Here is a 24,555-nt window from a genome sequence, read left to right as displayed (position 1 = left end):
GATTTGACAGCGTGCATACGCACATATAGACTTCCTTCTTATGAGCAAGCCTATTTCTCACGATGATTGCAACTGTTTCGCGCTGCGTCAGGCGGCGCGCTTCGTTACGCAGATCTACGAACGCCATCTCGGCCAGGTTGGCCTGACGGCGGCCCAGTTCACGATCGTCGCGAAGCTCGCCCGCAAGCCCGGCCTGACCATGGTGGAACTGGCCGATACGATGGTGATGGAACGCACCACGCTTGTGCGCGCGCTGAAGCCGTTGCAGCGCGATGGCCTCGTGCTCAGCGAGCCGTCCGAGCACGATGGGCGCACGTATCAGTTCAGCCTGTCGAAAGCGGGCAAGGAAACGTTCGAGCAGGCCGCCATCGCGTGGCGCGCCGCGCAGGACGAATTCGAAACCAAGTTCGGTCGCAGCCGCGCGAAGGCATTGCGCGCCGAGCTGTTCAATCTGACCTCGTAATCCCGTTGTTCTTTTAGCGCGTGGTATTGCGCGCTCGACGAAATCGATTCAATGGTGTGCATATGCACGTAGAGACTGACACGGAAGAAATACAGGTTTCGCCCAACGACGACTGCTTTGCGATCCGCCAGGCGGCGCGCTATGTGACGCAGCTATACGACCGTCATCTCGGTCAGGTCGGGCTGAAAACCACGCAGTTTTCGATCATGTGCCGGCTGCGCCGCCGCAAGTGGATGACGATGAAGGAACTCGCCGACTCGATGGTGATGGAGCGCACCACGCTGGTCCGCGCGATTCAGCCGTTGCAGCGCGACGGGCTCGTGTTCACGGAAGCGTCGCGCAGCAATCGCCGCGTGTTGACGGTGATGCTGACCACAGCGGGCGAAGAACGGTTGCAGGCGGCGCGCGACCACTGGTTCGCGGCACAGGAAGAATTCGAGCAGCGTTTCGGACCGCAGCGCGCAGCGAGTCTGCGAGAAGAGTTGTTCGACATGACAAAGCGCTAACGCTCATATTTTCAAGCAACAAAGCGGGCGCTACCAGGCGCTTTTTTTCAACGATTTCCAGTGCATACGCACATAGAGCCATGTCTACCACTCCTTCTATTGCTCCGCCGAGCGTCGCCGGCGCCGCGAAACAGACGCGCAGCATCCCGTGGATGCTGCTGGCGGTGATCACCGTCGTCGTCGTTGTCGCGGCGGCCGCATCGTACTGGTTCTTCGTGGGTCGCTTTGTCGAAACGACCGACGACGCCTACGTGGGCGGCGACGTCACCGTGCTTGCGCCGAAGGTGAACGGCTTCGTCAACGACGTGCTGGTGCAGGACAACCAGTACGTGAAGGCGGGGCAGGTGCTGATCCGCCTCGACGCGCGCGATTACGATGCCCGCCTCGCGCAGGCCAATGCCGAAGTCGCGAGCGCGGAAGCGGCCGTGACGGAGCTTGAGGCAAAGAAGTCGCTGCAACTCGCGACGATCAACGAGCAATCCGCTGAAGTGCGCGCGTCGGGTGCGGAACTCACGCGCAGCGCGTCGGATTCGGTACGTTACCGTCAGCTCGTGAAGGACGACGCGGTGTCGAACCAGGTCGTCGAGCGTGCCGACGCGGATCTTGCGAAAGCGCATGCGGCCGTGGATCGCAGCAGTGCAGCGTTGACGGCGGCGCAGCGTCAGTTGCCCGTGCTCGATGCGCAGATCAACGATGCGCATGCCCGCATCGCAACGGCCGTGGCGGCGCAACGTGTCGCCGCGCTCAACGTCGAATACACGACGATCCGATCGCCTATCGACGGCTATGTCGGCAATCGCACGGCGCGCGTCGGCGTGCTGGCCAATGTCGGCGTCTCGCTGCTGACGGTGGTGCCCGCTAACGGACTGTGGATCGATGCGAACTTCAAGGAAGACCAGTTGAAGAAGATGAGAATCGGCGACACGGTCGATGTCGATCTCGACGCGTCGAGCCATCCCATCGAAGGCGTGGTCGAGAGTCTTGCGCCGGCGACGGGCGCCACCTTCAGCGTGCTGCCCGCGGAGAACGCGACGGGTAACTTCACGAAGATCGTGCAGCGCGTGCCCGTGCGCGTGCGGCTGTCGGTGCCGAAAGCGATGCAAGGCGTGCTGCGCCCCGGCCTCTCGGCGACGGTGAAGGTGCATCTGCGCTCCGACGCAGAAGCCAGCCACGACGCAGCCCGCTCGGCTTCGTAACCCACGGACGCCGCGACCATCATGAGCAAGACGACATCCGCACCCGCGAACCCGGCCGATCTGCCGACCGCAACCAAAGTCTTCGCGTTTTCGCTGCTGTGCCTCGGCTTCTTCATGGCGACGCTCGATATCCAGATCGTGGCATCGTCGCTAAAGGATATCGGCGGCGGCCTTTCGGCGAGTCAGGATGAACTCTCCTGGGTGCAGACCGCGTATCTGATCGCCGAAATCATGGTGATCCCGATGTCGGGCTGGCTCACGCGCGTGTTCTCGACGCGCTGGGTATTCGCGGCTTCCGCCTTGGGCTTCACCATCACGAGCATGCTATGCGGGCTCGCCTGGGACATCAACTCGATGATCCTGTTTCGCGGCCTGCAAGGCGCAGCGGGCGCCGCGATGATCCCCACCGTGTTCACGACCGCCTTCATGCTGTTCCCGGGCAAGCAGCGGATCATCGCCGCGACGACGATCGGCGCGCTGGCGTCGCTCGCACCGACGATCGGCCCCGTGATCGGCGGCTGGATCACCGATCAATGGTCGTGGCACTGGCTGTTCTATCTGAACCTCGTGCCGGGCGTGCTCGTCACGGTGCTCGTGCCGCGCTATGTCAACGTCGATCACGCCGATGTCTCGCTGCTGAAAACGGGCGACTATCTGGGCATCGTGCTGATGTCGGGCTTTCTCGGCTGCCTCGAATACGTGCTGGAAGAAGGGCCGCGCAAGAACTGGTTCGGCGACAACGCGATTCTGTTCTGCGCGTGGATCTGCGCGATCTGCGGCTTCCTGTTTCTCGTGCATGCGTTCACCGCCAAGGAGCCAATCGTCGACCTGCGGGCCCTTGCCATCCGCAACTTCGGTATCGGCAGCCTGCTGTCTTTCATCACGGGGATTGGCCTGTTCTGCACCGTGTTTCTCACGCCCGTGTTTCTGTCGCGAGTGCGCGGATTCGATTCGCTGCAGATCGGCCTCGCGCTGCTGTCGGTCGGTTGCGCGCAACTGGTCGCGCTGACGGCGTACTCGTTTCTCGCACGCAGGGTCGACATGCGTCTGCTGATGGTGTTCGGGCTGACCTGCTTCGGTGTTGGCTGCTACCTGTATGTGCCGCTGACGAATCAGTGGGGCTGGCATGAACTGCTGATCCCGCAGATGCTGCGTGGTGTCGGCCAGCAGTTCTGCGTGCCGCCCATCGTGACGATGGCGCTCGGTTCGCTGCCGCCTTCGCGGCTCAAGTCCGCTAGCGGCCTGTTCAATCTGATGCGCAACCTGGGCGGCGCTATCGGCATTGCGGTGTGCAGCACGATGCTCAATGACCGTCTGAACCTGCATTACGAACGGCTCGACGAACACGTGACGGCTGGCCGCCCGGTGATCGAAGGAATGCTGCGCGATCAGGCGGCGCATTTCTCGGCGGTCGGTGGCGACTTGATCAACGGCGCGTCGGCGGGTCTTGCATCGCTGCACGCGCTGCTGATGCGCGAAGCGCTCGTGCTGACATTCTCCGACACGTTCCTGGCGGTCTCGCTGTGCTTCGCGGTGGGCCTGATCAGCGTGCTGTTCTCGCGGCCTTTCGGTCTTACCGCGCCGCCGCCCGACGCACACTGAAGCGCACAGAACCACGCGAAAGCCATCAACACATCCGATGATTGGAAGACCCGACATGAAAACGATCGTAGCCAAAGCGCTCGCCGTTGCCGCCGCCATGACGCTTGCTGCGTGTGCCGTACAACCCGAGACGCACGCGGACCTGCCGCAGACGGTGAAGACCGTCGCCCCGGACGCGTGGAGCGTCGATGCGCCGAAAGATACCGTGGATGCCGACCAGTGGTGGTCGCAATTCGGCGACCCGACCATGCACAAGCTGGTGGACATCGTGCTCAACGACAACCTCGATGTGAAAGCCGCCGTCGAGCGCGTGAAGCAGGCACAGGAAGTCACGAAGCAGCAGCGCGCAGCGCTCGCGCCGCAACTCGACGCGGGCGCGACGGCCGCATACGAGCGGCAAAACACGCCGCCGCCGCTCGGCTATGTGAAGCAGGCGGGTATCGGCTTGACGGCTTCGTGGCAGCCCGATGTATTCGGCGGCGAACGTCTCGCGGTGCTTGCTGCGCAGGCGCAGGTGTCGGGGCGTCAATCGGCGCTGAACGAATTGCGGCTCGCGCTGGCTGCGAACGCGGCCGCCGCATATATCGACTTGCGCTGGGCGCAGTCGCAGTTGCAGATCGTCAACGACAACGAAGAAATCCGCGCTCGCGCGCTGAAGCTCACGCAACAGCGCCTGAAATACGGCCTGTCGACACAACTCGATGTCGCGCGTGCGCAAAACCAGTTGCAGGATTTGCAGGCGCAGCTTCCAAAAATCCGCTCGGACATTCAGCATGACATGAGCCTGATTGCGGTGTACTCGGGACGCACGCCGGAAAGCGTCGACAGCCTGTTGCTCAGCGAGGCGCATCCGATTCCCGTGCCTGCGCAAAGCGTGCCGCAGACGCTGCCGTCCGAAGCGCTGTTGCGACGTCCTGACGTGCGCACCGCCTACGCAACCGTCGAGCAACGCGCGGCCGAAGTGGGCGTTGCGCGAGCGGACCGCTATCCGAAGTTCAATCTGAGCCTGAGCGACGGCATTCTCGCGTCGTCGTATCTCGGCCTGCCGACGTTGACGGATAACCTCTTCAGCGCCGCGTTGAACGCGACGAGCCCGATCTTCAACGCGGGCCGCATTACCGCGCACATCGAGCAGAACGAGAGCCGCATGCGCGAATCGCAACTCGGCTTGCAGCAGACGATGCTGAACGCGCTGAAGGAAATCGAGGATACGCGCAGCGATCTCGTCAACGGCGACGCGCAGGTCGAGAAACTCCGCGGCGCGCTCGGTGCGTCGGGGCAGGCGCTGAAGCTTTCCACTGAGCTGTACAAGGGCGGCGCGTCGAGCTTCCTCGATGTGCTCGATGCGCAAGAGGCCTATCTGCGCGACTCGGAATCGCTGAATCAGGCGAAGCGCGAGCATGCGCAGGCGGCTGTCGCGCTGTATCGGTCGCTCGGCGGCGGCTGGGATGTGCCTGCTAATAGCGATGTTGCGAAGGCGAAGCCGTCGACAGATGTCGCGGCTAATTAACGAAACATGAAGCGGAATGAACGTGCCTCGTTTGCGCGAGGCACGCAAGCGTAGTCCTTCAACCTGAGGAATAGCGATGAAAGCTCGCGATATTGTGATTGCCCATCCCGTCCGCACGCCGATTGGCGCATTTGGCGGGTCGTTGAAAGAAGTGCCTGCCGTGCAGCTGGGCGCGGCTGTCGTGCGCGAGACGCTGCGGCGCGGCGGGCTCGATGCGAAGGCGTTGTCGTCGGTGGTGATGGGCAACGTCGTGCAGGCGGGGAACAAGATGAACCCTGCGCGCCAGGCGGCGATTGGCGGTGGCGTGCCCGTGTCGGTGCCCGCGCTGACGGTGAACCGCGTGTGCGGATCGGGTGCGCAGGCGATCGTGTCGGCGGCGCAGGAGATCGCGCTCGGACTTGGCGACGTGGCTGTCGCGGGCGGCATGGAGAACATGGACCGCGCGCCGTATCTGCTCGAAAGCGGACGCTGGGGCAGCCGCATGGGCAATGCGCAGGTGCATGACAGCATGCTGCGCGATGGTCTCGTCGATGCGTTCTCGAACGAACACTCCGGCTGGCACACGGAAGACCTCGTGAGCAAGGCCGAACTGACGCGCGCCGCACAGGACGAATGGGCGGCGCGCTCGCAGCAGCGCTTTGCTGCCGCGCAGGAGCGCGGTGTGTTCGACGCGGAACTGGTCGCCGTCGAAATCGCGGGGCGCAAGGGCGCGGTGCAGTTCGCGCGCGATGAGCAACCGCGTCCCGACACGACGATCGAGACGCTCGCGAAGCTGCGCCCCGCGTTTCGTCCCGATGGCACGATCACGGCGGGCAATGCGCCGGGCCTCAATAGCGGTGCGGCGGCGATGATCGTCGCGGGGCGCGACTATGCGGAGGCGCATGGCATTGAAGCGTCCGCGCGTCTGGTTTCGTTCGGCATTGCAGCCGTCGAGCCAGGCATGTTCGGCCTCGGTCCCGTGCCCGCTGTGCAGATCGCGCTCGAACGCGCGGGCTGGAAACTCGGTGATGTCGAACGTGTCGAGATCAACGAGGCGTTTGCCGCGGTGCCACTCGCCGTTGCGCAGAAGCTGGGGCTGGCGCTCGACATCGTCAATGTCGAAGGCGGCGCGATTGCGCATGGTCATCCTATCGGCGCGACGGGTGCGGTGCTCACGACGCGCCTCATCCATTCGATGCGCCGCGATGGCCTCAAGCGCGGCATTGTGACGTTGTGCATCGGCGGCGGGCAGGGCATTGCACTCGCGCTGGAAATCGTCTGACGCGGTTGTCCGTGCCGTTCTGATGCCCGCAGCGGGACTCGCAAGCCCGCTGCGGGCATCGTCGATTTGCGACATACTGCATGCGCATGGCGTAGGCCACGCAAACGGACCAATGGAGGAGCAATGCGAATTCTCGTAGTGGGCGCGGGTGCCGTAGGCGGATACTTCGGCGGACGTCTTGCGCAGGCGGGTCGCGACGTGACGTTTCTCGTGCGTGAAAAGCGCGCGGAAGAACTGCGGCACTTCGGGCTCGTCATTAAAAGTCCGCGCGGCGATGTGACATTGCGCGACGTGAAGACCGTGCTCGCGAACCAGATCGCGCAGCCTTACGATCTCGTGCTGTTGAGCTGCAAAGCGTACAACCTGGACGATGCGGTTGAATCGTTTGCTTCCGCTGTCGGTGAATCGACGATGATCCTGCCCGTGCTGAACGGAATGCGTCATATCGATGTGCTCAAGCAGCGATTTGGCGCTTCGAAGGTACTGGGCGGGCAGTGCGTGATTGCCGCGACGCTCAATCGCGAGCGCGAGATCGTGCATCTGAACGACATGCATGCGATCGGCTTCGGTGAACTCGGTGGCGGACTGAGCGAGCGCGTGCAAGCGGTTGCGTCGGCGTTCGATGGTGCGGGCTTCGACTCGACGGCGTCCGACAACATCCTTCAGCAGATGTGGGAGAAGTGGGTTTTCCTCGCCACGCTTGCGGCCAGCACCTGTCTTCATCGTGCCGCGATTGGCGACGTTCTGAAGACACCGGACGGGCGCCGTGTGATCGAAGGCATATTGGCCGAATGCAAGGCGGTCGCGGCGGCGAACGGTTATGCCATCGGCGAGGCGTCCAATGCGCGTGCGCAGACCATTCTGTTTGCGGATGGCTCGGCGCTGACGGCGTCGATGCTGCGCGATATCGAAGGGCAGTCGCGGATAGAGGCCGATCATATCGTCGGCGATCTGATTGCGCGCGGCGGCGAGGCGCAGAAGGATGGCGTGTTGTCGCTGCTGCGTATCGCGTACAGCCATCTGAAAGCTTATGAGGCGAGGTTGGCGCGGTTATCCGCGTAACAACGCGGAGGGGCCAGAACGCGACGAAGCTGAAGTAGAATCGACGGCACTGAATCACGCGAGGTGGACCATGCCCACTCCCCAGGGATCGGTGCCAGCGCTGTGCACGGCTTCCGCGACGACGTTCTCGATCGGTATTATCTTTCTTGGCTATTGGGGCCTCCAGGAAGGAGGCAACTGGACGCTTACCGACAGGTTCGTTGCTGGGCTTGCGATTGTTGGGTTTGCGTTTTTGGGCTCGTGCCGTGGGTGGTGACGAGTCCTGTCGAGCCTGATACGAATGATAAGAAAGTGCGCTCCGCGCGGAGGATGTTTCTGGTTGGGATGATTGCGGTTTGGTTGTCGATTGTTGTATCGGTTATCTTTTGATTTTTTTGTTTGTCTGCGACGCTGGGTGGTGTTTCTGCCTTTGCGCTGGCATCCGCGATGCGTTAGCTTGCTTCACGCGTCGCCCCTGTGCGGGGCGGCACCTACTTTTCTTTGCCGCCGCAAAGAAAAGTAGGCAAAAGAAAGCGGCTCACACCGCCAACATTTCTTCTTGCCTGAGGGCCCCCAAAGGGTCTTACGCCTCACACGGCAACATCCTTGTTCGCGCGTGTTGCCAACGTTTCGAATAAGCGCCTCACCCACTTCAAACACCCGCACAAGGGCTAGCGGCAGCGAATGGCTTGGGCCGCCAAGGTGGCAAACTGTGTGTAGGTTGTCGCACCGCACAGGTTGGCGCTCTTAACAGAAACACCAACCGTGCCTCCCAGTCCGGAGTGATGCGCGTACGACTCACAAGCCTACACACAGTTTTCCACCTGGGCGGCGGGGGACTATCTGGCACGATGTGGTCCGACGCGGGCACATGAAGTGGGTGAGGCGTACAGAGAGAGCGTTGGCAACGCACGCAAACAGGTGCGTCGCCGTGTGAAGCGTAAGACCCTTTGGGGGCCCTCAGGCAGGGACAAGGATTGGCGGTGTTAGCCGCTTTCTTTTGCCTACTTTTCTTTGCGGCGGCAAAGAAAAGTAGGTGCCGCCCCGCACAGGGGCGACGCCTGGAAGCAGGCTAACGCGTCGCGGATGCCAGCGCAAAGGCAGAAACACCACCCAGCGTCACAGACAACAAAAAAAATCAGAACACCTTCACCGGTACATTCACCACCAGCCGATACTCCATATTATCCGGATCCGAATAGTGTGCCGTCGACTTGTGATACATCGCGATAAACGTGATCTTCGTATCCTTGAACCGCCCGCTCTGCAGCGTATAGCTCGGAATAAACCCGATTTCATGGTGCGTGCCATGCACATACTCGCCGTTTCTCGTATACGGCCCGATAGCATTCGACGCGGCGCCAGCCGAAGCATCCGCGCCCCAGCCCGTCACGCCCCACAGCATCGCCTTGAAGCCAGGCAAGCCGGCATACTTGCCATCAAACGTATACCGCAGCTGGAACGACTTTTCATGCGGCGCGTTGTAGTCGACGTCCATCGAGTTCACGAGATAGATACCATTGGTCTCGTTCACGTAATCGAAGAACTGGTCGCCAAGAATCTGTTGATACCCGAGCAACACCTGATGCGGACCATGCTGCGCCGACAGCGACAGGCTATACGCATTGTTGTTGATATGCCCTTGCAGCGCCGAACCCGTCTGATGCGTCGAGTAGATGTTCGCGAGACCCGCCCACTTGACAGTGTTCACATCGCCGATCGAATGTGAGATCGCCGCGTAGAACTGATTCCACACGTCTTCCGCCTGGTCCGCGTACAGCGTGACCGTGCCGTTGGGCGAATAGTCCCAGTTGCCGCCGAAGTAGGACAGGCGCTTGAACGTCGTGCCGCCGTACGATGTCGTCAGGTCAACGAGGTTCGTGTGGCCGCGCGGGTCGACCTTCGTGAAGCTGCCCGCTTGCAGCGTGACGTTATGGATATCGTTGCTCACGGCCGACACGCCGAGGAACGTCGGCGGCAACGCGCGGTTGTCGTGCGGTTCCATGAACGGGTTGTTGTCGACGATCTGCAAGCCATACTTGACGACCGTTTCGGAGATGCGCCCCTTGATGTCGTACATGCCCGGATACGCCCACGCGAGCTGATCGGAGCCGCCGCCGCCCTTCGCCACGTGCACCATGTTGCCCGCGCCGTTGCCGCCGTCGAGCTTGAGCGCGGCAAACAGCGACGCGTCGAAGCCGAGTCCCACGGGCCCCTGCGTATAGCCCGATTCGAAATTCGCCTGCATGCCCTGAACCCACGCGTGACGGTGCGGTCCGCCTTCGTTGTCGAACTGGTCGGCGTAGTTGCGGAACAGCAGGTTCAGATGGCTGTCGGCGATCAGGCCTTGGCTCTTCGCCTGGCTCGACAACGGCGCGGGCGGTGTCACGGCCTGGTCGGCTTCGGCGTTCACGAGCGCGTTGTTGGTCTCGGGCTGCACCTCAGCGACATTCGGCGTGTGTTTCAGCTTCGGTTTGGCTGGTGCCGTGGGTGCCGCTGGTGTTGCCGGCGCCGCCTGCGCCACGGCGGCGCTCGCCGCGGCAGGTACGGCAGGCGCGGCTGCGTCGTCGGCCAGCGCGGCGGTGGCGATCGTCAGTGCTGGCAGGCCCACTGCCAGCAATGCGAACTTCGATGCTCCTGATGTGGATCTTTGGGTTGTCATTGCAGTTCCGTTTTTTCTAGTTGATGAAACAGCGGCGCGGCGGTCGGCCGTGCCACACTTACTCGCCCGTTCCCGCCGTCGCGCGAACGAACGCCTCCCTCGGCGCAGCGGCTAGCTGCGTCGTGGAAAAAGGGGTGCGTGAAGCTAAAGGGTTGTCAGGTCATGACGGCGCGTATGCAGGCGACCTGCGTATGACCGATGCCCGTTGCGCTCGTAACGGGCCGCTCGTTCGCGCAGGCATCGATCGCATCCGGGCAGCGCGTGCGGAACGCGCAGCCCGAAGGCGGCTTGAGCGGCGACGGAATCTCGCCGCGCAACAGCACATGCTTGCGCGCGCGCTCGGCAGCCGGATCGGGCAGCGGCACGGCCGACAGCAGCGCTCGCGTGTACGGATGTTGCGGCTGGCGATACACGTCGCGCTTGTCGCCGAACTCCATCACGCGGCCCAGGTACATCACGAGCACGCGCTGGCTGATCGCCTTCACGACGGCCAGATCGTGCGCGACGAACAGCAGTGACAGCGACAGTTCGCGTTGCAGATCGCGCAGCAGATTGACGATCTGCGCCTGGATCGACACATCGAGTGCGGACACCGGCTCGTCGCAGATCACCAGTTGCGGTTCGCCGATCAACGCACGCGCGATGCCCACGCGCTGGCATTGGCCGCCCGAGAATTCGTGCGGATAGCGGCGCAGATGATGGTTGCTCAAGCCGACGCGTTCGAGCATCGTCCGCACACGTACGCGTATCTCCTCACGGCCGAGTTGCGGCTGATGCGTCTTCAGCGGCTCTGCGACGATCTGTTCGATCGTCATGCGCGGATCGAGCGAGGCGAGCGGGTCCTGAAAGATCATCTGCACGTCGCGGCGAATCTGTGTGGTGTCGCGTGACGCGCCTTTTACCGACTCGTGTCCTTTCCATTGCACGCTGCCCGAAGTCACCGGCGTCAGGCCGATGATCGCGCGCGCGAGCGTCGACTTTCCGCAACCGGATTCTCCGACGAGGCCCACCGTCTCGCCACGACGAACATCAAACGACACACCGTCGACGGCACGCAGCGTCGCTTTCTTCGACCACGGATAGCCGCCCTGAGCGATGCCGAAATGCACGCTGAGGTTGTCGACCTTGAGTAGGGTTTCCTGGGCGCTCATAGCACCTCCGCGATAGCCTGGACGGGACGATGGCACGCGCGCAGCGCATGGACCTCGCCTTCGATCGGTTCGAGCGCCGGACGCGTCGCGCGGCATCGCTCTTCGGCGTACGTGCAGCGCGGTGCGAACGCACAGCCTTGCGTCGCCATGCCCGGCAACGGCGGATTGCCCGGAATGGTCTGCAGCGGCTGGTCGTCGTCGTCGGTAAGCCGCGGCAGCGCGTTCAGCAGGCCGATCGTGTACGGATGCGTCGGCGCGGCGAACAGTTGCTGCGCGGGCGCCTGTTCGACGGTTTGCCCCGCGTACATCACCATCACGTCGTCGCACAGACCCGCCACGACGCCCATGTCGTGCGTGATCAGGATGATCGCGGTGCCGCGCTCGCGGTTCAGCTCGCGCAGCAGTTCGATGATCTGTGCCTGCACGGTGACGTCGAGCGCCGTGGTCGGTTCATCGGCGATCAGGATTTCGGGTTCCGACAACAGCGCCATCGCGATCATCACGCGCTGGCGCATGCCGCCCGAGAACTCATGCGGATACATGCCGATACGGCGCGCCGCATCGGGAATACGCACGCGTTCGAGCGTTTCGATCGCGCGCTGCTTCGCCTCGCGGCGCGACAGCTTGCGATGCAGTTGCAGCGTCTCCGTCATCTGCCGCTCGATCGTCAGGAACGGATTGAGCGACGTCATCGGGTCCTGAAAGATCATGCCGATGCGGTCGCCGCGAATGCGGTTGAGCGCGGCGTCGTTCATCGTCAGCAGGTTGGCGCCGTTGTAGAGCGCTTCACCGCTGACCTTGCCGTTCTTCGCGAGCAGGCCGAGCAGCGCCATCACGGTCTGGCTTTTGCCCGAGCCGGATTCGCCCACGATGCCGAGCGTCTTGCCTTTATCGAGCGAGAACGACACGCGTTGCACGGCGTCGACGGGCGCACCGTCGCGGCGCGCGAAACGCACGCTTAAATCTTTGACTTCGAGTAGTGCCATCTCAGCGGTCCTTCGGATCGAGTGCATCGCGCAGGCCGTCGCCGACGAAGCTCACGGCATAGAGCGTCGCGCACAGCATGAGGGCAGGGCACAGTAGCAGCCACGGCGTCGATTCGAGCTTCTGCGCGCCGTCCTGGATCAGCACGCCCCAGCTCGTCATCGGTTCCTGCACGCCGAGGCCGAGAAACGACAGCACCGATTCCGTCAGCACGATGCCTGGCACCGTGACCGTCGCATAGACGACCACCACGCCGATCAGGTTCGGCACGATATGGCGCGTGATGATCGAACGCGAGTCGACGCCGATTGCCTTGGCTGCGTCGATGAATTCACGCGAGCGCAACGACAACGTTTGACCGCGCACGACGCGCGCCATGTCGAGCCACGAAAAGGCGCTGATGGTCAGCACGACCAGATAGAACGCGCGGCCAAAGAGCGTCATCATCAGGATCGCGATCAGCATGTAGGGGATCGCGTACATCATGTCGACGATGCGCATCATCACGGCATCGACACGTCCGCCCAGATAGCCCGCCGTCGCGCCCCACGCGACGCCGATCAGCCCCGACACGAGCGTGCCGAGCAAACCGACTTCGAGCGACACGCGCCCGCCGACCAGCGTGCGCACCAGCAGGTCGCGGCCGAGTTCATCGGTGCCGAACCAGTGCATGTTGTCGAATGTGGGCGCGAGGCTGATCGCGGACCAGTCGCTGTCGATCGCATTGTTCGGCGATAGCAGCGGCCCGACGAAGCACGCGAGCATGATGACGGCGAGCAGCAGCAGCGCGACGAACGCCGCGCGATTGCGCACGAAGCGGCGCGCGGCCGTCGCCAGCGGGCTGCGCGAAGGCGGCGCGTCGACGACGGTCAATGAAACAGGTGGCATTCTCATCGGGTTCAATAGCGGATACGCGGATCGAGCCATGCGTACGCAAGGTCGACGAGCAGGTTGAACAGGACGGCGACGGCTGTCGTCAGCACGACGAGGCCGAGCACCAGCGTGTAGTCGCGGTTGATCGCGCCGTTGACGACGAGCTGGCCGATACCCGGCAGTGCGAACACGGATTCCGTGACGACAGCCGCCGTGATCGACGAAATGCACACCGAGCCGAGCAGCGACACGACCGGCATCAGCGCGGGCTTCATGGCGTGGCGCAGGACGATCGTGCGCGCGGGCAGACCCTTCGCCCGCGCGGTGCGGATGAAGTTGCCCGACAGTACTTCGATCATGCTGCCGCGCATCACGCGGGCGATCAGCGCGACGTTGATGATCGTCAGAAGCGCGATGGGCAGCACGCGATAGCGCCACTCGCCTTCGCCCCAACCGCCCGCGGGCAGCCAGCCGTGGCCGTCCGCGGTCTTGAGCAGAATGGCGAACACCCACACCAGCAGCGGGCCGAGCACGAACGGCGGCACGACGTTGCCGATATTGCCGAGCACCATCACCGCGTGATCGATCATGCTATCGCGGCGCACGGCGGCAACCGTGCCGAGCGTGACGCCGATCACCACGGCGATCGGCACCGACACGCCGCCGACGCCGAGACTCACGGGCAGCGCCTTCAACACGAGATCGGTGACGGACCAGTCGGTGTAGCGGAACGACAGGCCGAGGTCACCGTGCAGCAGTGCCCACAGATAGTGCAGATACTGCTTCCACAGCGGCTCGTCGAGGTGATAGCGCGCGTTCAGGTTCGCGAGCGTGGCCTCCGACAGATGCTTCTCGGTATCGAACGGGCCGCCCGGTGTGAGATGCAGCAGCAGATAGCATGCGGTGATCACGGCGAGTATCGTCGGGATCGCCCACAGCGTGCGGCGCAACGTGTATGCAAGCATGAGTGCGGTTCCTGCTGTTTAGTGCTTGAGCAAGTACAGGTCTTGCGACGCGCGCATGTCGAGATAGTTGGTCGATGCATAACCACCGACGTACGGCTTCACCAGACGCGCCGCCGAGTACTGGAACAGCGGGATCATCGGATAGTCGTTCATCGCGAGGTCATGCGCCTGCGAGAGCAGGGCCGTGCGCTGCTTGTCATCGGTCTGCTGGTTGGCCTGATCGATCAGCGCGTCGACCTTCGGGTTGCAGTAGTGCTGGTCGTTCTGCACGCTGCCGCAGCGGATCAGGTCGAAATACGACATCGCGTCGTTGTAGTCGACGAACCAGCCGTCGCGCGATGCCTGCACCTTGCCGTCGTGACGCTGCTTGAGCAGCACCTTGTACTCGACGTTCTCCAGCTTCGCGGTGACGCCGAGCTTGGTGCGCCATTCGGACGTGACGAAGAGGGCAACCTTCTTGTGCAGGTCGTTCGTGTTGTACGTGAAGGTGAACGTCAGCGGCTTCGCATCCGAGTAGCCGGCTTCCTTCAGCAGGTTGCGTGCGTATTCGACGCGCTTTGCCATCGGCCATGATGCCCACTCCGGCTTGAAGACGGCGGCGCCTTCCGTGCCTTTCGAGATCAGGCCGTACATCGGCAGTTCGCCGCTCGACGTGAGCTTCGACGTCAGCAACTCGCGATCGACCACCATCGACAGCGCCTGGCGCACGCGCTTGTCCTTGAAGACGGGGTCGTCGTTATTGAGGCTGTAGTAATACGTTGCGATCTGCAGGCCCTTTTGCAACTGCGTGCCGAACTGCTTGTCGACCTGGTTGTAGATGCCCGACGGAATCGTGTACGTGTAGTCGAACTGCCCGGCCTGGTACATGCGCATGGCCGTTTCGTCGCTTTCGATAGGCAGATACGTGACCTTCGAGATCGCGACCTTCGGCGCGTTCCAGTAGTTGCCGTTCTTGTTGATGACGAGGCGGTTGTTCGGCTGCCAGTCGGTCAGCGCAAACGCGCCGTTGCCGACGAAATTCGCCGGGCGCGTCCAGTCGTTGCCGAATTTGGTCACGACTGCCTTGTCGACGGGGGCCATCGTCGCCATCGCAGTCAGTTGCGGGAAGAATGCAGCGGGCACGTCGGTCTTCACTTCGAGCGTGTACGGATCGACGGCGCGCGCGCCGAGGCTCGTGACGAGCGCCTTGCCCGCGATGATCTCCTTCGCGTTCTTCACGAACTCGACGAGCACCGTGTACTTCGAACCCGTCTTCGGATCGACGACGCGCTGCCACGCATACACGAAGTCCGCTGCCGTGACGGGCTGGCCGTTGCTCCACTTCGCATCGTGACGCAGCTTGAAGACCCACGTGTCGGGCGCGGTGCGCGTCCACGACTGCGCGACGCCGGGCACGATCGCGCCCGATGCGTCGATGCGCGTCAAGCCTTCGAACAGATCGAGGCCGATCGTGTTGCCCGTCCACGATTCGATGTGCGCGGGGTCGAGCGATTCGGTTTCGGCGGGAACCTGACGGGTCAGTTCCTGGCTCGCGGCGAGCGTGGCGCCCGACGGGACCGTGACGGCCGATGCGTGTTGCTGAAATGTGAGGACGAGCGCGGCCAGCGCCGTCGTGTAAACGAACGGTGTTTTCATGGTTGGATTCGCAGAAAAGTCGGGAGAGAAACGCAGGCGGCGCGGACGCCACTAACGGTTATCCGCGTGATGAAGGCCGAGGCGGCCCTTGTTCGGTGTACGGCATGCAGGATTCCTTACAATTATTATTACAGGCATCCTACAGCGGAATTAAGTGCGCCCCCGACTTGCGGAAGCGCTTCCAACCAGGATCGAATGCCTGCCTTCTAAAACAATCTCGGCGTACCTACCCACACGACGACCGATTCCTTGCGGGCCGTATTGGCCCAGCTATGCGGCACCGTCGATTCGTAATGCGCGCTGTCTCCGGCGCGCAGCACGAAGGTCTTGCCTTCCAGCGTCAACGACACTTGCCCTTCGATGACATAGATGAACTCTTCACCGGCATGTGTCGTGACTTCGGAACGCTTTTGCCCGGGTGGCATCCTCACAAGGATGGCTTCCAACTGACGGCCCCCCGACAGATTGGTCATCCGGGCAAACAGGTTCGCCGAGTCTGCGAAACCAAAAAACTTCAGCTCGTTTGCGCGACACACCGAGCGCTCTTCGCTTGGTGTGTCGACGAAATACTGCACCTTCACTCCCAACGCATTCGCAATGCCTGCCAGCGACGTGATGGACGGCGACGCGAGACCGCGCTCGACCTGCGACAGAAACGGCTTCGAAATGCCTGCTGCTGTCGCTGTTTCGTCGAGCGTACGCTTCAGCCTTTGCCTCAGCGCGCGGATCTTGCTCCCCAGTGCAAGTGCCGTGTCTTTCTCAAGTGTCGTGACCATAGCAAAACCAAATTAGTCCGTCAAAATTAGTTTGATAGAAGCAAATGTTGTTTGATGACGTGCTGCTCTTTCCCGCCGAGCCTTGCGCAACTTGACAACTCCGCCATGCCGTTCACGCAGATCCGATCTTTTCGAGAAAGCACTCTATGTTGCCAGATCGCAAAGTCCACTTATCGGATTTGCGTTAGAAGGCCCGTAATGCATTCAGACGGATCGTGCATGGACCGCGCGCATCTCAGTGAATTCCCGAAGCGACAAGTCGCGTTTCGATGCGCACAATCGCAACCTCGCGCGAGTTGGCCCAAGCCGGGCTGATTCGCCAGCACTCCCGTTTGCAGCGATCCTGCGGCGGCGTTTTGATCGGTACGTCCTGACCGGACTGCCACCGACGAATGAAGGTGAACATCCATGTCGATTTCTTTCGCAGTCTTTCCACATTCATCCCGCATATCCAGCACGCGTATTTCAGTGCAGCCGCCGAAGCGGTCCGCTCGCGCGATGCTTTATCATTGAGCCTTTCGTCACGCGCTTTTCGCGTTGACGGCTTCCCGCTGAAGTCCTGGCTGTTCCGTTTTCGACGCGGACCGCGCTGTCCGTTGCTCGTATCGCACTGAACCGTCGCCCGATGCCGCTTCTCGCATCGGCCACGGCAAGTGATCGACGATCTCCAGTTTTTCCAGCTTCGCCACGTGGCATTGCGTCCGCCCGACGCATGCGCGCGGCTGCTATCGCGTACAAAAGAGGAAAGCATGAAATCACCCGTATCCCAGACCCGGTCGTTCTCGACGGTCTTTCTCATTGAGATGTGGGAACGCTTCGGCTACTACGGCATGGCGGCGCTGCTTGTGCTGTTCATGATCGACCGGCTTGGCTTCGACGACGCCCGCGCGACGCTCACGTGGGGCGCGTTCGCGGCGCTGGTGTATGCGTCGCCGTCGATCGGCGGCTGGATTGGCGACAAGATTCTCGGCGCGCGCCGCTCGATGATTTTCGGCGCGCTGGTGCTCGCGGCTGGCTACCTGATGCTTGCGCTGCCGAACGACAGCCTCGAGTTCATGTATGCGTCGCTGGGCGTGATCGTGGTTGGCAATGGGCTGTTCAAGTCGAACGCCGCGAATCTCGTGCGCCGTATTTATGAAGGCGACGATGCGCGCATCGACAGTGCGTTCACGATCTACTACATGGCGGTGAACATCGGCTCGACGGTGTCGATGCTGGCGACGCCGTGGATCAAGGATCACTGGGGCTGGCACACGGCGTTCGCCGTCTGCTGCGGCGGCATGTTGATTGCCGTGGTGAACTACTTCCTGATGTTCCGCACGCTGTCGCATGTAGGCTCCGCGCCGGATGCCGAGCCGATCCGCTGGAAGCGCGTGCTGGCTGTTGCGATCGGCGGGATCGCGCTGGGCACGGCGACGACGTTCGTGTTGCAGCACAAGGCGATTGCCGTTGCATGCGTATACACGGCGGGCGTCGCGATTCTGGCGATCTTTGCGTACATGCTGCTCAGCTGCGAGCGGTCGGAGCGCTCGGGCTTGCTGGCAGCGCTGATTCTGACGCTGCAGGTGATTCTGTTCTTCGTGTTCTATCAGCAGATGTCGACGTCGCTGACGTTGTTCGCGCTGCGTAATGTCGATCCGACGTTCTCGCTGTTCGGCGCGCATCTGTTTACGTGGAGTGCTGCGCAGTTCCAGGCGCTGAATCCGATCTGGATCATGTTGCTGAGTCCACTTCTCGCGATGCTGTATACGAAGCTCGCGAAGAGCGGCAAGGACGTGCCGGTTGCGGCGAAGTATGCGTTTGGTTTTGCCGTCGTTGCGGCGGGGTTCTTCGTTTATGCGTGGAGCGGCAGCTTTGCCGTCAATGGACGCGTTTCGTCGTGGTGGATGGTGGGCGGTTATGGTCTGTACTCGCTCGGCGAACTGCTGGTGAGCGGCCTCGGGCTTGCGATGATTGCCCGCTATGTGCCGGCGCGGATGAGCGGTTTTATGATGGGCGCTTATTTTGTGGCGACGGGCGTGTCGCAGTATCTGGGTAGTGTTGTTGCCAATCTGGCGAAGATGCCGGCTGGGGATCTTGAGCCTATGACTTCTCTTCCGCTGTATACGAAGCTCTTTGCTGAGCTTGGGTGGCTGGCTGCTGTTGGGGCTGTTGTTGCTATCTTGTTGCTGCCGCTGATGGGGCGCCTTTCGCGGGCGCATCAGCAGTGCGTTGAGCAAGCGCGCAGCGGGGAGGGTGTGGCCGCCTCGGTGCAATAAGGTTTTCTTTTGCCCCTTCGGGGCGGAGTGGTCTTCTAAGGCGTTCCTTTTGGGGGCGCCTTTTTCTTTTTTGGTGAGGGTGGTGTTGCTGTTTTGGGTTTGGTTTGCTTGTGTTTGTGCTGGCATCCGCGATGCGTTAGCTTGCTTCACGCGTCGCCGCTGTGCGGGGCGGCACCTACTTTTCTTTGCCGCCGCAAAGAAAAGTAGGCAAAAGAAAGCGGCTAACACCGCCAATCCTTGTTCCTGCCTGAGGGCCCCCAACGGGTCTTATGCTTCACACGGCAGCGATTTTGTCGGCGTGTGTTGCCCTCGCTTTGAATTGACGCCTCACCCGCTTCGAATACCCGTATTCGGCCAAGCGGCAGCGACTGGTATGTGCCGCCCAGGTGGCAAACTGTGTGTAGGTTGTCGCGTCGTATAGGGTAGCGCTCTTACAGGGCGGGACGTATGCGCTATCGGTCCGAAGTGAGGTGTGCGAGGCACTACGGCCTACACACAGTTTGCCACCTGGGCGGCCGTGCAATGTCTGGCACGGCATGATGCAACGCGGGGGCATGAAGCGGGTGATGCGCAGTGCAAGAGCGCTGGCAACGAATGTGGGGCACGTGATTGCCGTGTGGAGCGTAGGAACCTTTGGGGCCCTCAGGCAATCACAAGAACTGGTGGTGTTAGCCGCTTTCTTTTGCCTACTTTTCTTTGCGGCGGCAAAGAAAAGTAGGTGCCGCCCCGCACAGGGGCGAAGCGTGAAGCAGGCTAGCGAATCGCGGATGCCTGCGCAAACACGAGCAAACCAAAACCAACCCGGGCACCCGCGCCGCGAAGGCTCAACCTCGGATGCCTGTGCAAAATCAAAAAAACCAAACCGCCTGCGCAGCAACCACCTCAAGTGCGAACGCACAAACAAACCCCGAACCCCGACGCGCACGCTAAGCTACCGACAACCAAAAGCACCGCAGGCAAAAACCAAACCAGAACCAGAACCAGAACCAAAACTGAAATGGAAATCCACCTATCCGTAGAGGGCCGCCACGACCTGGCGGGGCAAATCTACCGACAACTGCGCGCAGGAATAATCGAAGGCCGCCTGGCAGGCGGCACCCAACTGCCTTCGACCCGCGATCTCGCGACGCAACTCGGCGTCTCCCGCAAAACGACCCTCGACGTCTTCGAGCGCCTGCTCGCCGAGGGCTTCCTGCATGCGCGCCCCGGCTCGGGCACCTTCGTCGCCGGAGGTTTGCAGCGACTGCCCGCCGAAAAGCCAGCACACGCACGTGCCGCGCATGACGCGAAAACGGCTCCCAGTTCCAGCGCCCGCCCGCAGCCGGTGTGGCATACCGTCCCCGAGGTGCTCGGTCCGCAGCCCACTCCTGGCACGCCGTATGACTTTATCGGTGGCATTACCGACAAGTCCCATTTCCCTTTCGACGTCTGGCGCCGCTGCGTAAACCACGCGCTTCGCGTGCAATCGCGCGGACGCGGCACGTATCGCGATGCCGCCGGCGAACAGGAATTGCGGCTCGCGATCTCGCGCTATCTCGCGTTTAATCGCGCCGTCGCGAGCAACTGGGAGGACGTCATCGTGACGCAGGGCGCGCAGCATGCGCTCGACCTCATCGCGCGCGTGACGCTGCGTCCCGGCGACGTCGCCGCTATCGAAGACCCCGGCTATCCTCCCGCGCGCGCGTGCCTCACGGCCGTGGGCGCGAAGGTCGTAGCCGTGCCCGTCGATGCCGAAGGCCTGGTCGTGAGCAAACTGCCGAAGCACGCGCGGCTCGTCTACGTGACACCGTCGCACCAGTTTCCGCTTGGCATGCCGATGAGTCTCGCGCGGCGCGTCGAGCTGCTCGAATGGGCGCAACAGCGCGACGCCGTCATCATCGAAGACGACTACGACTGCGAATACCGCTTCGAAGGACGGCCGATGGAGCCGCTGAAGAGCCTCGACCGCACGGGCCTCGTCGCGTACGTGGGAACGTTTTCAAAGACGATCTTTCCCGAGCTGCGCGTCGGTTACATGGTGCCGCCTGCGTCGCTGTTCGAGACGCTGTGCAAGGCGAGGCAGATTGGCGACTGGCATGGTTGCTCGCTGACGCAGACGGCGCTTTCCAGTTTCATGTTGAACGGTGACTTCGCCAAGCACCTGAAGCGGATGCACAAACTTTACGCAGCACGCCGCATAAGCCTGCTTGCGCATTTGCAGGGCGACCTCGCTCGCTGGTTCGAGCCCATTGTGCCGACGGCGGGCATCCATATGGCTGCGTTGCTGAAGGCGCCGCTCACGGAGGCTGCAGTGATCGAAGCGGCGCGCAACGAATCGATCGCATTGCATGGGCTCGCGCCTTTCTATGTGCGCGCAACGCCGCAGCCAGGGCTTGTATTTGGCTATGGCGGCATCGAGGCCGGACAGATAGACACTGCCCTTGCGACGCTCGCGAAGCTGCTGCCGCGTGTCGAATCAAGGACTTGAGCGTGCTTTTGAGGGGTCGCGCATGCCGTCCTGTCAGGGGTCCCCGACGCTCGTGCGCGTAACGCACGCTCAATTTCTTCATTGAGACGGGCGTCTTCCTGGCAGGCGATGGGTTCACGATTCGTGCTGGACAGGTGCGGCGAAATCGCCTGGCGATCGCGTTTACCCCTTAAAAACAGGCTCGAAATGCGCGAGGTAGTCAGCGCCACGCAACAAACCGTAACCGTTATACACAAAAGATTCGCGCAGAACGCAAAAGCGCTTGTAGAATCCGGCGTTGAAGCGTGTGCATATCGCGTGCGCTTCTCGCAATCAATGACCCTTAGAGGTAGGAGAAATATGGCGACTTCCGCAAAAAAGGTAGCCAAGAAGGCTGCTACGGTACCGACGAAGAAGGTTGCTGCAAAGAAAGCTGCTGCTCCCGCAAAGAAAGTCACGGCTAAGAAGGTCGCCGTGAAGGCGTCCGGCGTTCCCTCGCCGATCAAGGACACCTTCACGAAGGCCTCGCTGGCTGCACACGTTGCGGAGCGTGCGGGCGTCGAGCCGAAGTCGGCGAAGGCAGTTCTGGCTGCACTCGAAGACACGATCCTCGGTTCGGTTCACAAGAAGGGCGCTGGCGAATTCACGCTGTCGGGTCTTCTGAAGATCGTCGTTCAGACCGTTCCGGCGAAGAAGAAGCGCTTCGGCAAGGACCCGTTCACGGGTCAGGAGCGTTGGTTCCCGGCGAAGCCGGCAAGCGTGCGGGTCAAGGCACGTGCGTTGAAGAAGCTGAAGGACGCAGCAGCGTAAGTTGATGCGCCTCGATGGCGGCGCGAGCCGCTGTCGTTGGGTTGCTTTATCGCGGTCCCGCATGCGGAAGTGTGCGGGGATTTTGTTTTTTGTCTGCGACGCTGGGGGTGGGGTAGCGCTTGATATTGCGCTGGTATCCGGGGGTTGCTTTCGTAGCGCGGCTGGTTTGGCTTTTTTTGGGGTGTTCGCTGACATCCGTGCTTTGCCTTCGTGCTTCAGGCGTCGCCACTCTGCGGGGCGGGACTTGGTTTTGGTTGTCTGCGACGCTGGGTGGTTTGCTCGTGTTTGCGCAGGCATCCGCGATGCGTTAGCTTGCTTCACGCGTCGCCCCTGTGCGGGGCGGCACCTACTTTTCTTTGCCGCCGCAAAGAAAAGTAGGGGCGGTTTCAAAGACCAAGTGCAACAGCGGGGTTGATTTCGATTCCCTGTTTCTTGCAGTTTTCAATAAAGGCTTGCGCAGGCGTTCTCCAGCCGAGAGTCTTGCGTGGACGGGTGTTCATCTCGATAGCAATCAGGTCAAGCTGACGCTGTGAGAGCACGGACAGGTCCGCGCCTTTGGGCAGGTACTGGCGCAACAGACCGTTGGTGTTCTCACAGATACCGCGCTGCCACGGGCTGTGTGGATCGCAGAAGTAGATGCGGATGCCCGTCGCTTTGGCCAGTTCCTTGTGCAGTGCCATCTCCTTGCCCTGATCGTAGGTCAGCGTCTTGAGCAGTTGCGGGTCAAGCGGCGCGAACGCCGCGCTGTAGGCCCGCAACGCCTCTTCCGCTGTGCTGCCATCCATTTTGACCAGCATCAGGAACAGTGTGCTGCGATCGATCAGCGTGCCCACCGCCGAGCGGTTTGCTGCACCCTTGATGAGATCGCCTTCCCAGTGTCCGGTAATCAACCGCTCGTTTGCCTCGGGCGGACGCACGTGGATGCTGACCATGTCGGTGAGCTTGCCTCGTCGGTCTTCACCGTGCGAGCGGGGTCTGCGCGTGCTGCGCCCCCGTCTGAGAAGCGCGATCAGCTCGCGTTTAAGCTCGCCCCGAGGCATTGCGTAGATGGCGTGATAGATGGTTTCGTGAGATACGTTCAGGGTGGGCTCGTCCGGATGCGCCAGCTTCAGTTGCGCACTGATCTGCTCGGGTGAATGGTGTTTGCTCAACAGTTCGCGCACTTGCGGCCACAGCGCTCCGTCGATGTGCAGTTTGCGCTCCCGCCGTGGCTTGCGCCGCAGTCTGCCTGCCCGCAAACCCGCACGTCTTGAATTGTAGCCGCCTGCGATCGCAGGGCGTCCCATCACAGAGCGCTCGTGGGCCGGTTTCCAGTCATTGCGCCTCAGTTCACGACTGATCGTACTTGGTGAGCGCAAAAGAGCACGCGCGATCTCGCGCGTGCTCTTGGCCTCAAGCTTCATTGTAAAGATCACACCGCGCTCTTCGGCGCTCAGATGTTCGTAGTTCTTTCCCATGCAACGTATCCTAAACGGAAGTGTTGCACTTGCATCTTGAAACCGCCAGGCAAAAGAAAGCGGCTAACACCGCCAACTCTTCTTCCTGCCTGAGGGCCCCCAAAGGGTCTTACGCTTCACACGGCAACCACGTGACCCACGTTCGTTGCCAACGCTCTTGCGGTGCGCATCACCCGCTTCGCGCGCCCGCGTCGCAGCACGCCGTGCCAGACATTCCTCGGTCGCCCAGGTGGCAAACTGTGTGTAGGCCGTCGCACCCCACATGCATCACTTCGGACTGATAGCGCACGCGTGCCACCGTGTAAAAGCGCTACCCTGTACGACGGCACAACCTACACACAGTTTGCCACCTGGGCGGCAGAAACCATTCGCTGCCGCTTGACCATGTACGGGTGTCTGAAGCGGGTGATGCATCTGATCAGCGCGTTGGCAACGCACGCGAACAGGTGCGTTGCCGTGTGAAGCGTAAGACCCTTTGGGGGCCCTCAGGCAAACACAAAAGCTGGCGGTGTTAGCCGCTTTCTTTTGCCTACTTTTCTTTGCGGCGGCAAAGAAAAGTAGGTGCCGCCCCGCACAGGGGCGACGCGTGAAGCACGCTAACGCATCGCGGATGCCAGCGCAAAGAACGAACAAAACCGCCCGCGCCGCGGCGCAAATGCGCAAATGCATGAACGGCAGATACCGTAACGCGGACGCCAGCAAAAACACGAGCAAACCAACCCGGCCGCGCGACGCAGCCAAACCGCCGGTGCCAACAAAAAGACATGCCGCCCCGCACAGGGGCAACGCATACACGGGAAACTCATAACGCGGACTGCATGACAGAGACAAACAACCCAACTCCCGCGCCGCGAGCCAAAACCAAACCCAAAACCAAAACCAAACCAAAACCGATCCCCAAACCAGGGCCCGCGCCAGCGCCCCCCTGCACCGTGTACGCAACAACACGCACCGGAGTA

The 24,555-nt window shown here is 62.0% G+C and carries 19 protein-coding genes and 1 pseudogene; 12 read left to right on the top strand and 8 right to left on the bottom strand.

All coding sequences use genetic code 11. The features are described 5' to 3' along the window. The first annotated feature begins 40 nt into the window (after positions 1 to 40). The 8 genes and pseudogenes from H1204_RS25455 to H1204_RS51530 all read left to right on the top strand — a co-directional run bounded on the left by H1204_RS25455 (position 41) and on the right by H1204_RS51530 (position 7,969). Positions 41 to 463 (top strand): MarR family transcriptional regulator, encoded by a 423-nt coding sequence (locus H1204_RS25455; protein WP_180731301.1) that lies wholly within the window; start codon positions 41 to 43, stop codon positions 461 to 463. A gap of 62 nt (positions 464 to 525) precedes the next feature. Then, positions 526 to 969, top strand: a complete 444-nt coding sequence (locus tag H1204_RS25450; RefSeq protein WP_180731300.1) for a MarR family winged helix-turn-helix transcriptional regulator — start codon at positions 526 to 528, stop codon at positions 967 to 969. An 80-nt stretch (positions 970 to 1,049) separates the two neighbouring features. Further along, entirely contained in the window at positions 1,050 to 2,165 is a 1,116-nt protein-coding gene (locus H1204_RS25445; protein WP_180731299.1) for an HlyD family secretion protein, read from the top strand. Positions 2,166 to 2,186: 21 nt separating this feature from the next. Beyond that, the gene (locus tag H1204_RS25440) at positions 2,187 to 3,767 is read left to right on the top strand and encodes a DHA2 family efflux MFS transporter permease subunit (protein ID WP_180731298.1); all 1,581 of its coding nucleotides are present in this window, start codon (positions 2,187 to 2,189) and stop codon (positions 3,765 to 3,767) included. Between the two features lie 55 nt (positions 3,768 to 3,822). Further along, positions 3,823 to 5,277 carry an efflux transporter outer membrane subunit gene (locus H1204_RS25435; protein ID WP_180731297.1) on the top strand — a complete coding sequence of 485 codons (1,455 nt, stop codon included), beginning with the start codon at positions 3,823 to 3,825 and terminating at the stop codon, positions 5,275 to 5,277. 76 nt (positions 5,278 to 5,353) lie between these two features. Next, positions 5,354 to 6,538: an acetyl-CoA C-acyltransferase gene (locus H1204_RS25430; RefSeq protein ID WP_180731296.1), complete on the top strand. Its 1,185-nt coding sequence runs from the start codon at positions 5,354 to 5,356 to the stop codon at positions 6,536 to 6,538. Between the two features lie 123 nt (positions 6,539 to 6,661). Further along, positions 6,662 to 7,600 carry a 2-dehydropantoate 2-reductase gene (panE, locus tag H1204_RS25425; protein WP_180731295.1) on the top strand — a complete coding sequence of 313 codons (939 nt, stop codon included), beginning with the start codon at positions 6,662 to 6,664 and terminating at the stop codon, positions 7,598 to 7,600. A 70-nt stretch (positions 7,601 to 7,670) separates the two neighbouring features. Further along, positions 7,671 to 7,969, top strand: a pseudogene (locus tag H1204_RS51530) (hypothetical protein). 748 nt (positions 7,970 to 8,717) lie between these two features. Here H1204_RS51530 and H1204_RS25420 read toward each other — a convergent pair. The 7 genes from H1204_RS25420 to H1204_RS25390 form a co-directional block, all read right to left on the bottom strand. After that, entirely contained in the window at positions 8,718 to 10,241 is a 1,524-nt protein-coding gene (locus tag H1204_RS25420) for an OprD family outer membrane porin (protein ID WP_180731294.1), read from the bottom strand. A gap of 155 nt (positions 10,242 to 10,396) precedes the next feature. Beyond that, a complete protein-coding gene (locus tag H1204_RS25415) occupies positions 10,397 to 11,392 on the bottom strand; it encodes an oligopeptide/dipeptide ABC transporter ATP-binding protein (RefSeq protein ID WP_180731293.1) in 996 nt (331 codons plus the stop codon). After that, on the bottom strand, positions 11,389 to 12,378 hold the full coding sequence (locus H1204_RS25410) for an oligopeptide/dipeptide ABC transporter ATP-binding protein (protein ID WP_180731292.1): 990 nt from the start codon (positions 12,376 to 12,378) through the stop codon (positions 11,389 to 11,391). Before H1204_RS25410 ends, H1204_RS25415 begins: the two co-directional genes overlap by 4 nt. 1 nt (position 12,379) lies before the next feature. Beyond that, positions 12,380 to 13,264, bottom strand: a complete 885-nt coding sequence (locus tag H1204_RS25405) for an ABC transporter permease subunit (protein ID WP_180733305.1) — start codon at positions 13,262 to 13,264, stop codon at positions 12,380 to 12,382. Positions 13,265 to 13,275: 11 nt separating this feature from the next. Then, positions 13,276 to 14,214: an ABC transporter permease subunit gene (locus H1204_RS25400; protein ID WP_180731291.1), complete on the bottom strand. Its 939-nt coding sequence runs from the start codon at positions 14,212 to 14,214 to the stop codon at positions 13,276 to 13,278. An 18-nt stretch (positions 14,215 to 14,232) separates the two neighbouring features. Continuing rightward, a complete protein-coding gene (locus tag H1204_RS25395; protein ID WP_180731290.1) occupies positions 14,233 to 15,849 on the bottom strand; it encodes a peptide ABC transporter substrate-binding protein in 1,617 nt (538 codons plus the stop codon). Positions 15,850 to 16,055: 206 nt separating this feature from the next. Then, the gene (locus tag H1204_RS25390; protein WP_007743723.1) at positions 16,056 to 16,625 is read right to left on the bottom strand and encodes a cupin domain-containing protein; all 570 of its coding nucleotides are present in this window, start codon (positions 16,623 to 16,625) and stop codon (positions 16,056 to 16,058) included. Positions 16,626 to 17,374: 749 nt separating this feature from the next. Here H1204_RS25390 and H1204_RS25385 point away from each other — a divergent pair. The 4 genes from H1204_RS25385 to H1204_RS25370 all read left to right on the top strand — a co-directional run bounded on the left by H1204_RS25385 (position 17,375) and on the right by H1204_RS25370 (position 22,139). Beyond that, entirely contained in the window at positions 17,375 to 18,883 is a 1,509-nt protein-coding gene (locus H1204_RS25385) for an oligopeptide:H+ symporter (RefSeq protein ID WP_180731289.1), read from the top strand. Between the two features lie 554 nt (positions 18,884 to 19,437). Further along, complete coding sequence (locus H1204_RS25380; protein ID WP_180731288.1) at positions 19,438 to 19,902, top strand: hypothetical protein; 465 nt, start codon at positions 19,438 to 19,440, stop codon at positions 19,900 to 19,902. Then, the gene (locus H1204_RS25375; RefSeq protein WP_180731287.1) at positions 19,881 to 21,350 is read left to right on the top strand and encodes a PLP-dependent aminotransferase family protein; all 1,470 of its coding nucleotides are present in this window, start codon (positions 19,881 to 19,883) and stop codon (positions 21,348 to 21,350) included. Before H1204_RS25380 ends, H1204_RS25375 begins: the two co-directional genes overlap by 22 nt. Before the next feature lie 339 nt (positions 21,351 to 21,689). Continuing rightward, complete coding sequence (locus H1204_RS25370) at positions 21,690 to 22,139, top strand: HU family DNA-binding protein (protein WP_180723295.1); 450 nt, start codon at positions 21,690 to 21,692, stop codon at positions 22,137 to 22,139. Between the two features lie 386 nt (positions 22,140 to 22,525). Here the strand turns inward: H1204_RS25370 and H1204_RS25365 are convergent, their stop codons facing one another. Then, positions 22,526 to 23,542 carry an IS30 family transposase gene (locus H1204_RS25365; protein ID WP_243468615.1) on the bottom strand — a complete coding sequence of 339 codons (1,017 nt, stop codon included), beginning with the start codon at positions 23,540 to 23,542 and terminating at the stop codon, positions 22,526 to 22,528. Positions 23,543 to 24,555: the final 1,013 nt, after the last annotated feature.

The sequence above is a fragment of the Paraburkholderia sp. PGU19 genome (genome assembly GCF_013426915.1).
Taxonomy (GTDB): domain Bacteria; phylum Pseudomonadota; class Gammaproteobacteria; order Burkholderiales; family Burkholderiaceae; genus Paraburkholderia.
Note: the sequence above shows the minus strand (reverse complement) of the source record. Positions and strands in the feature narration are given on the sequence as shown.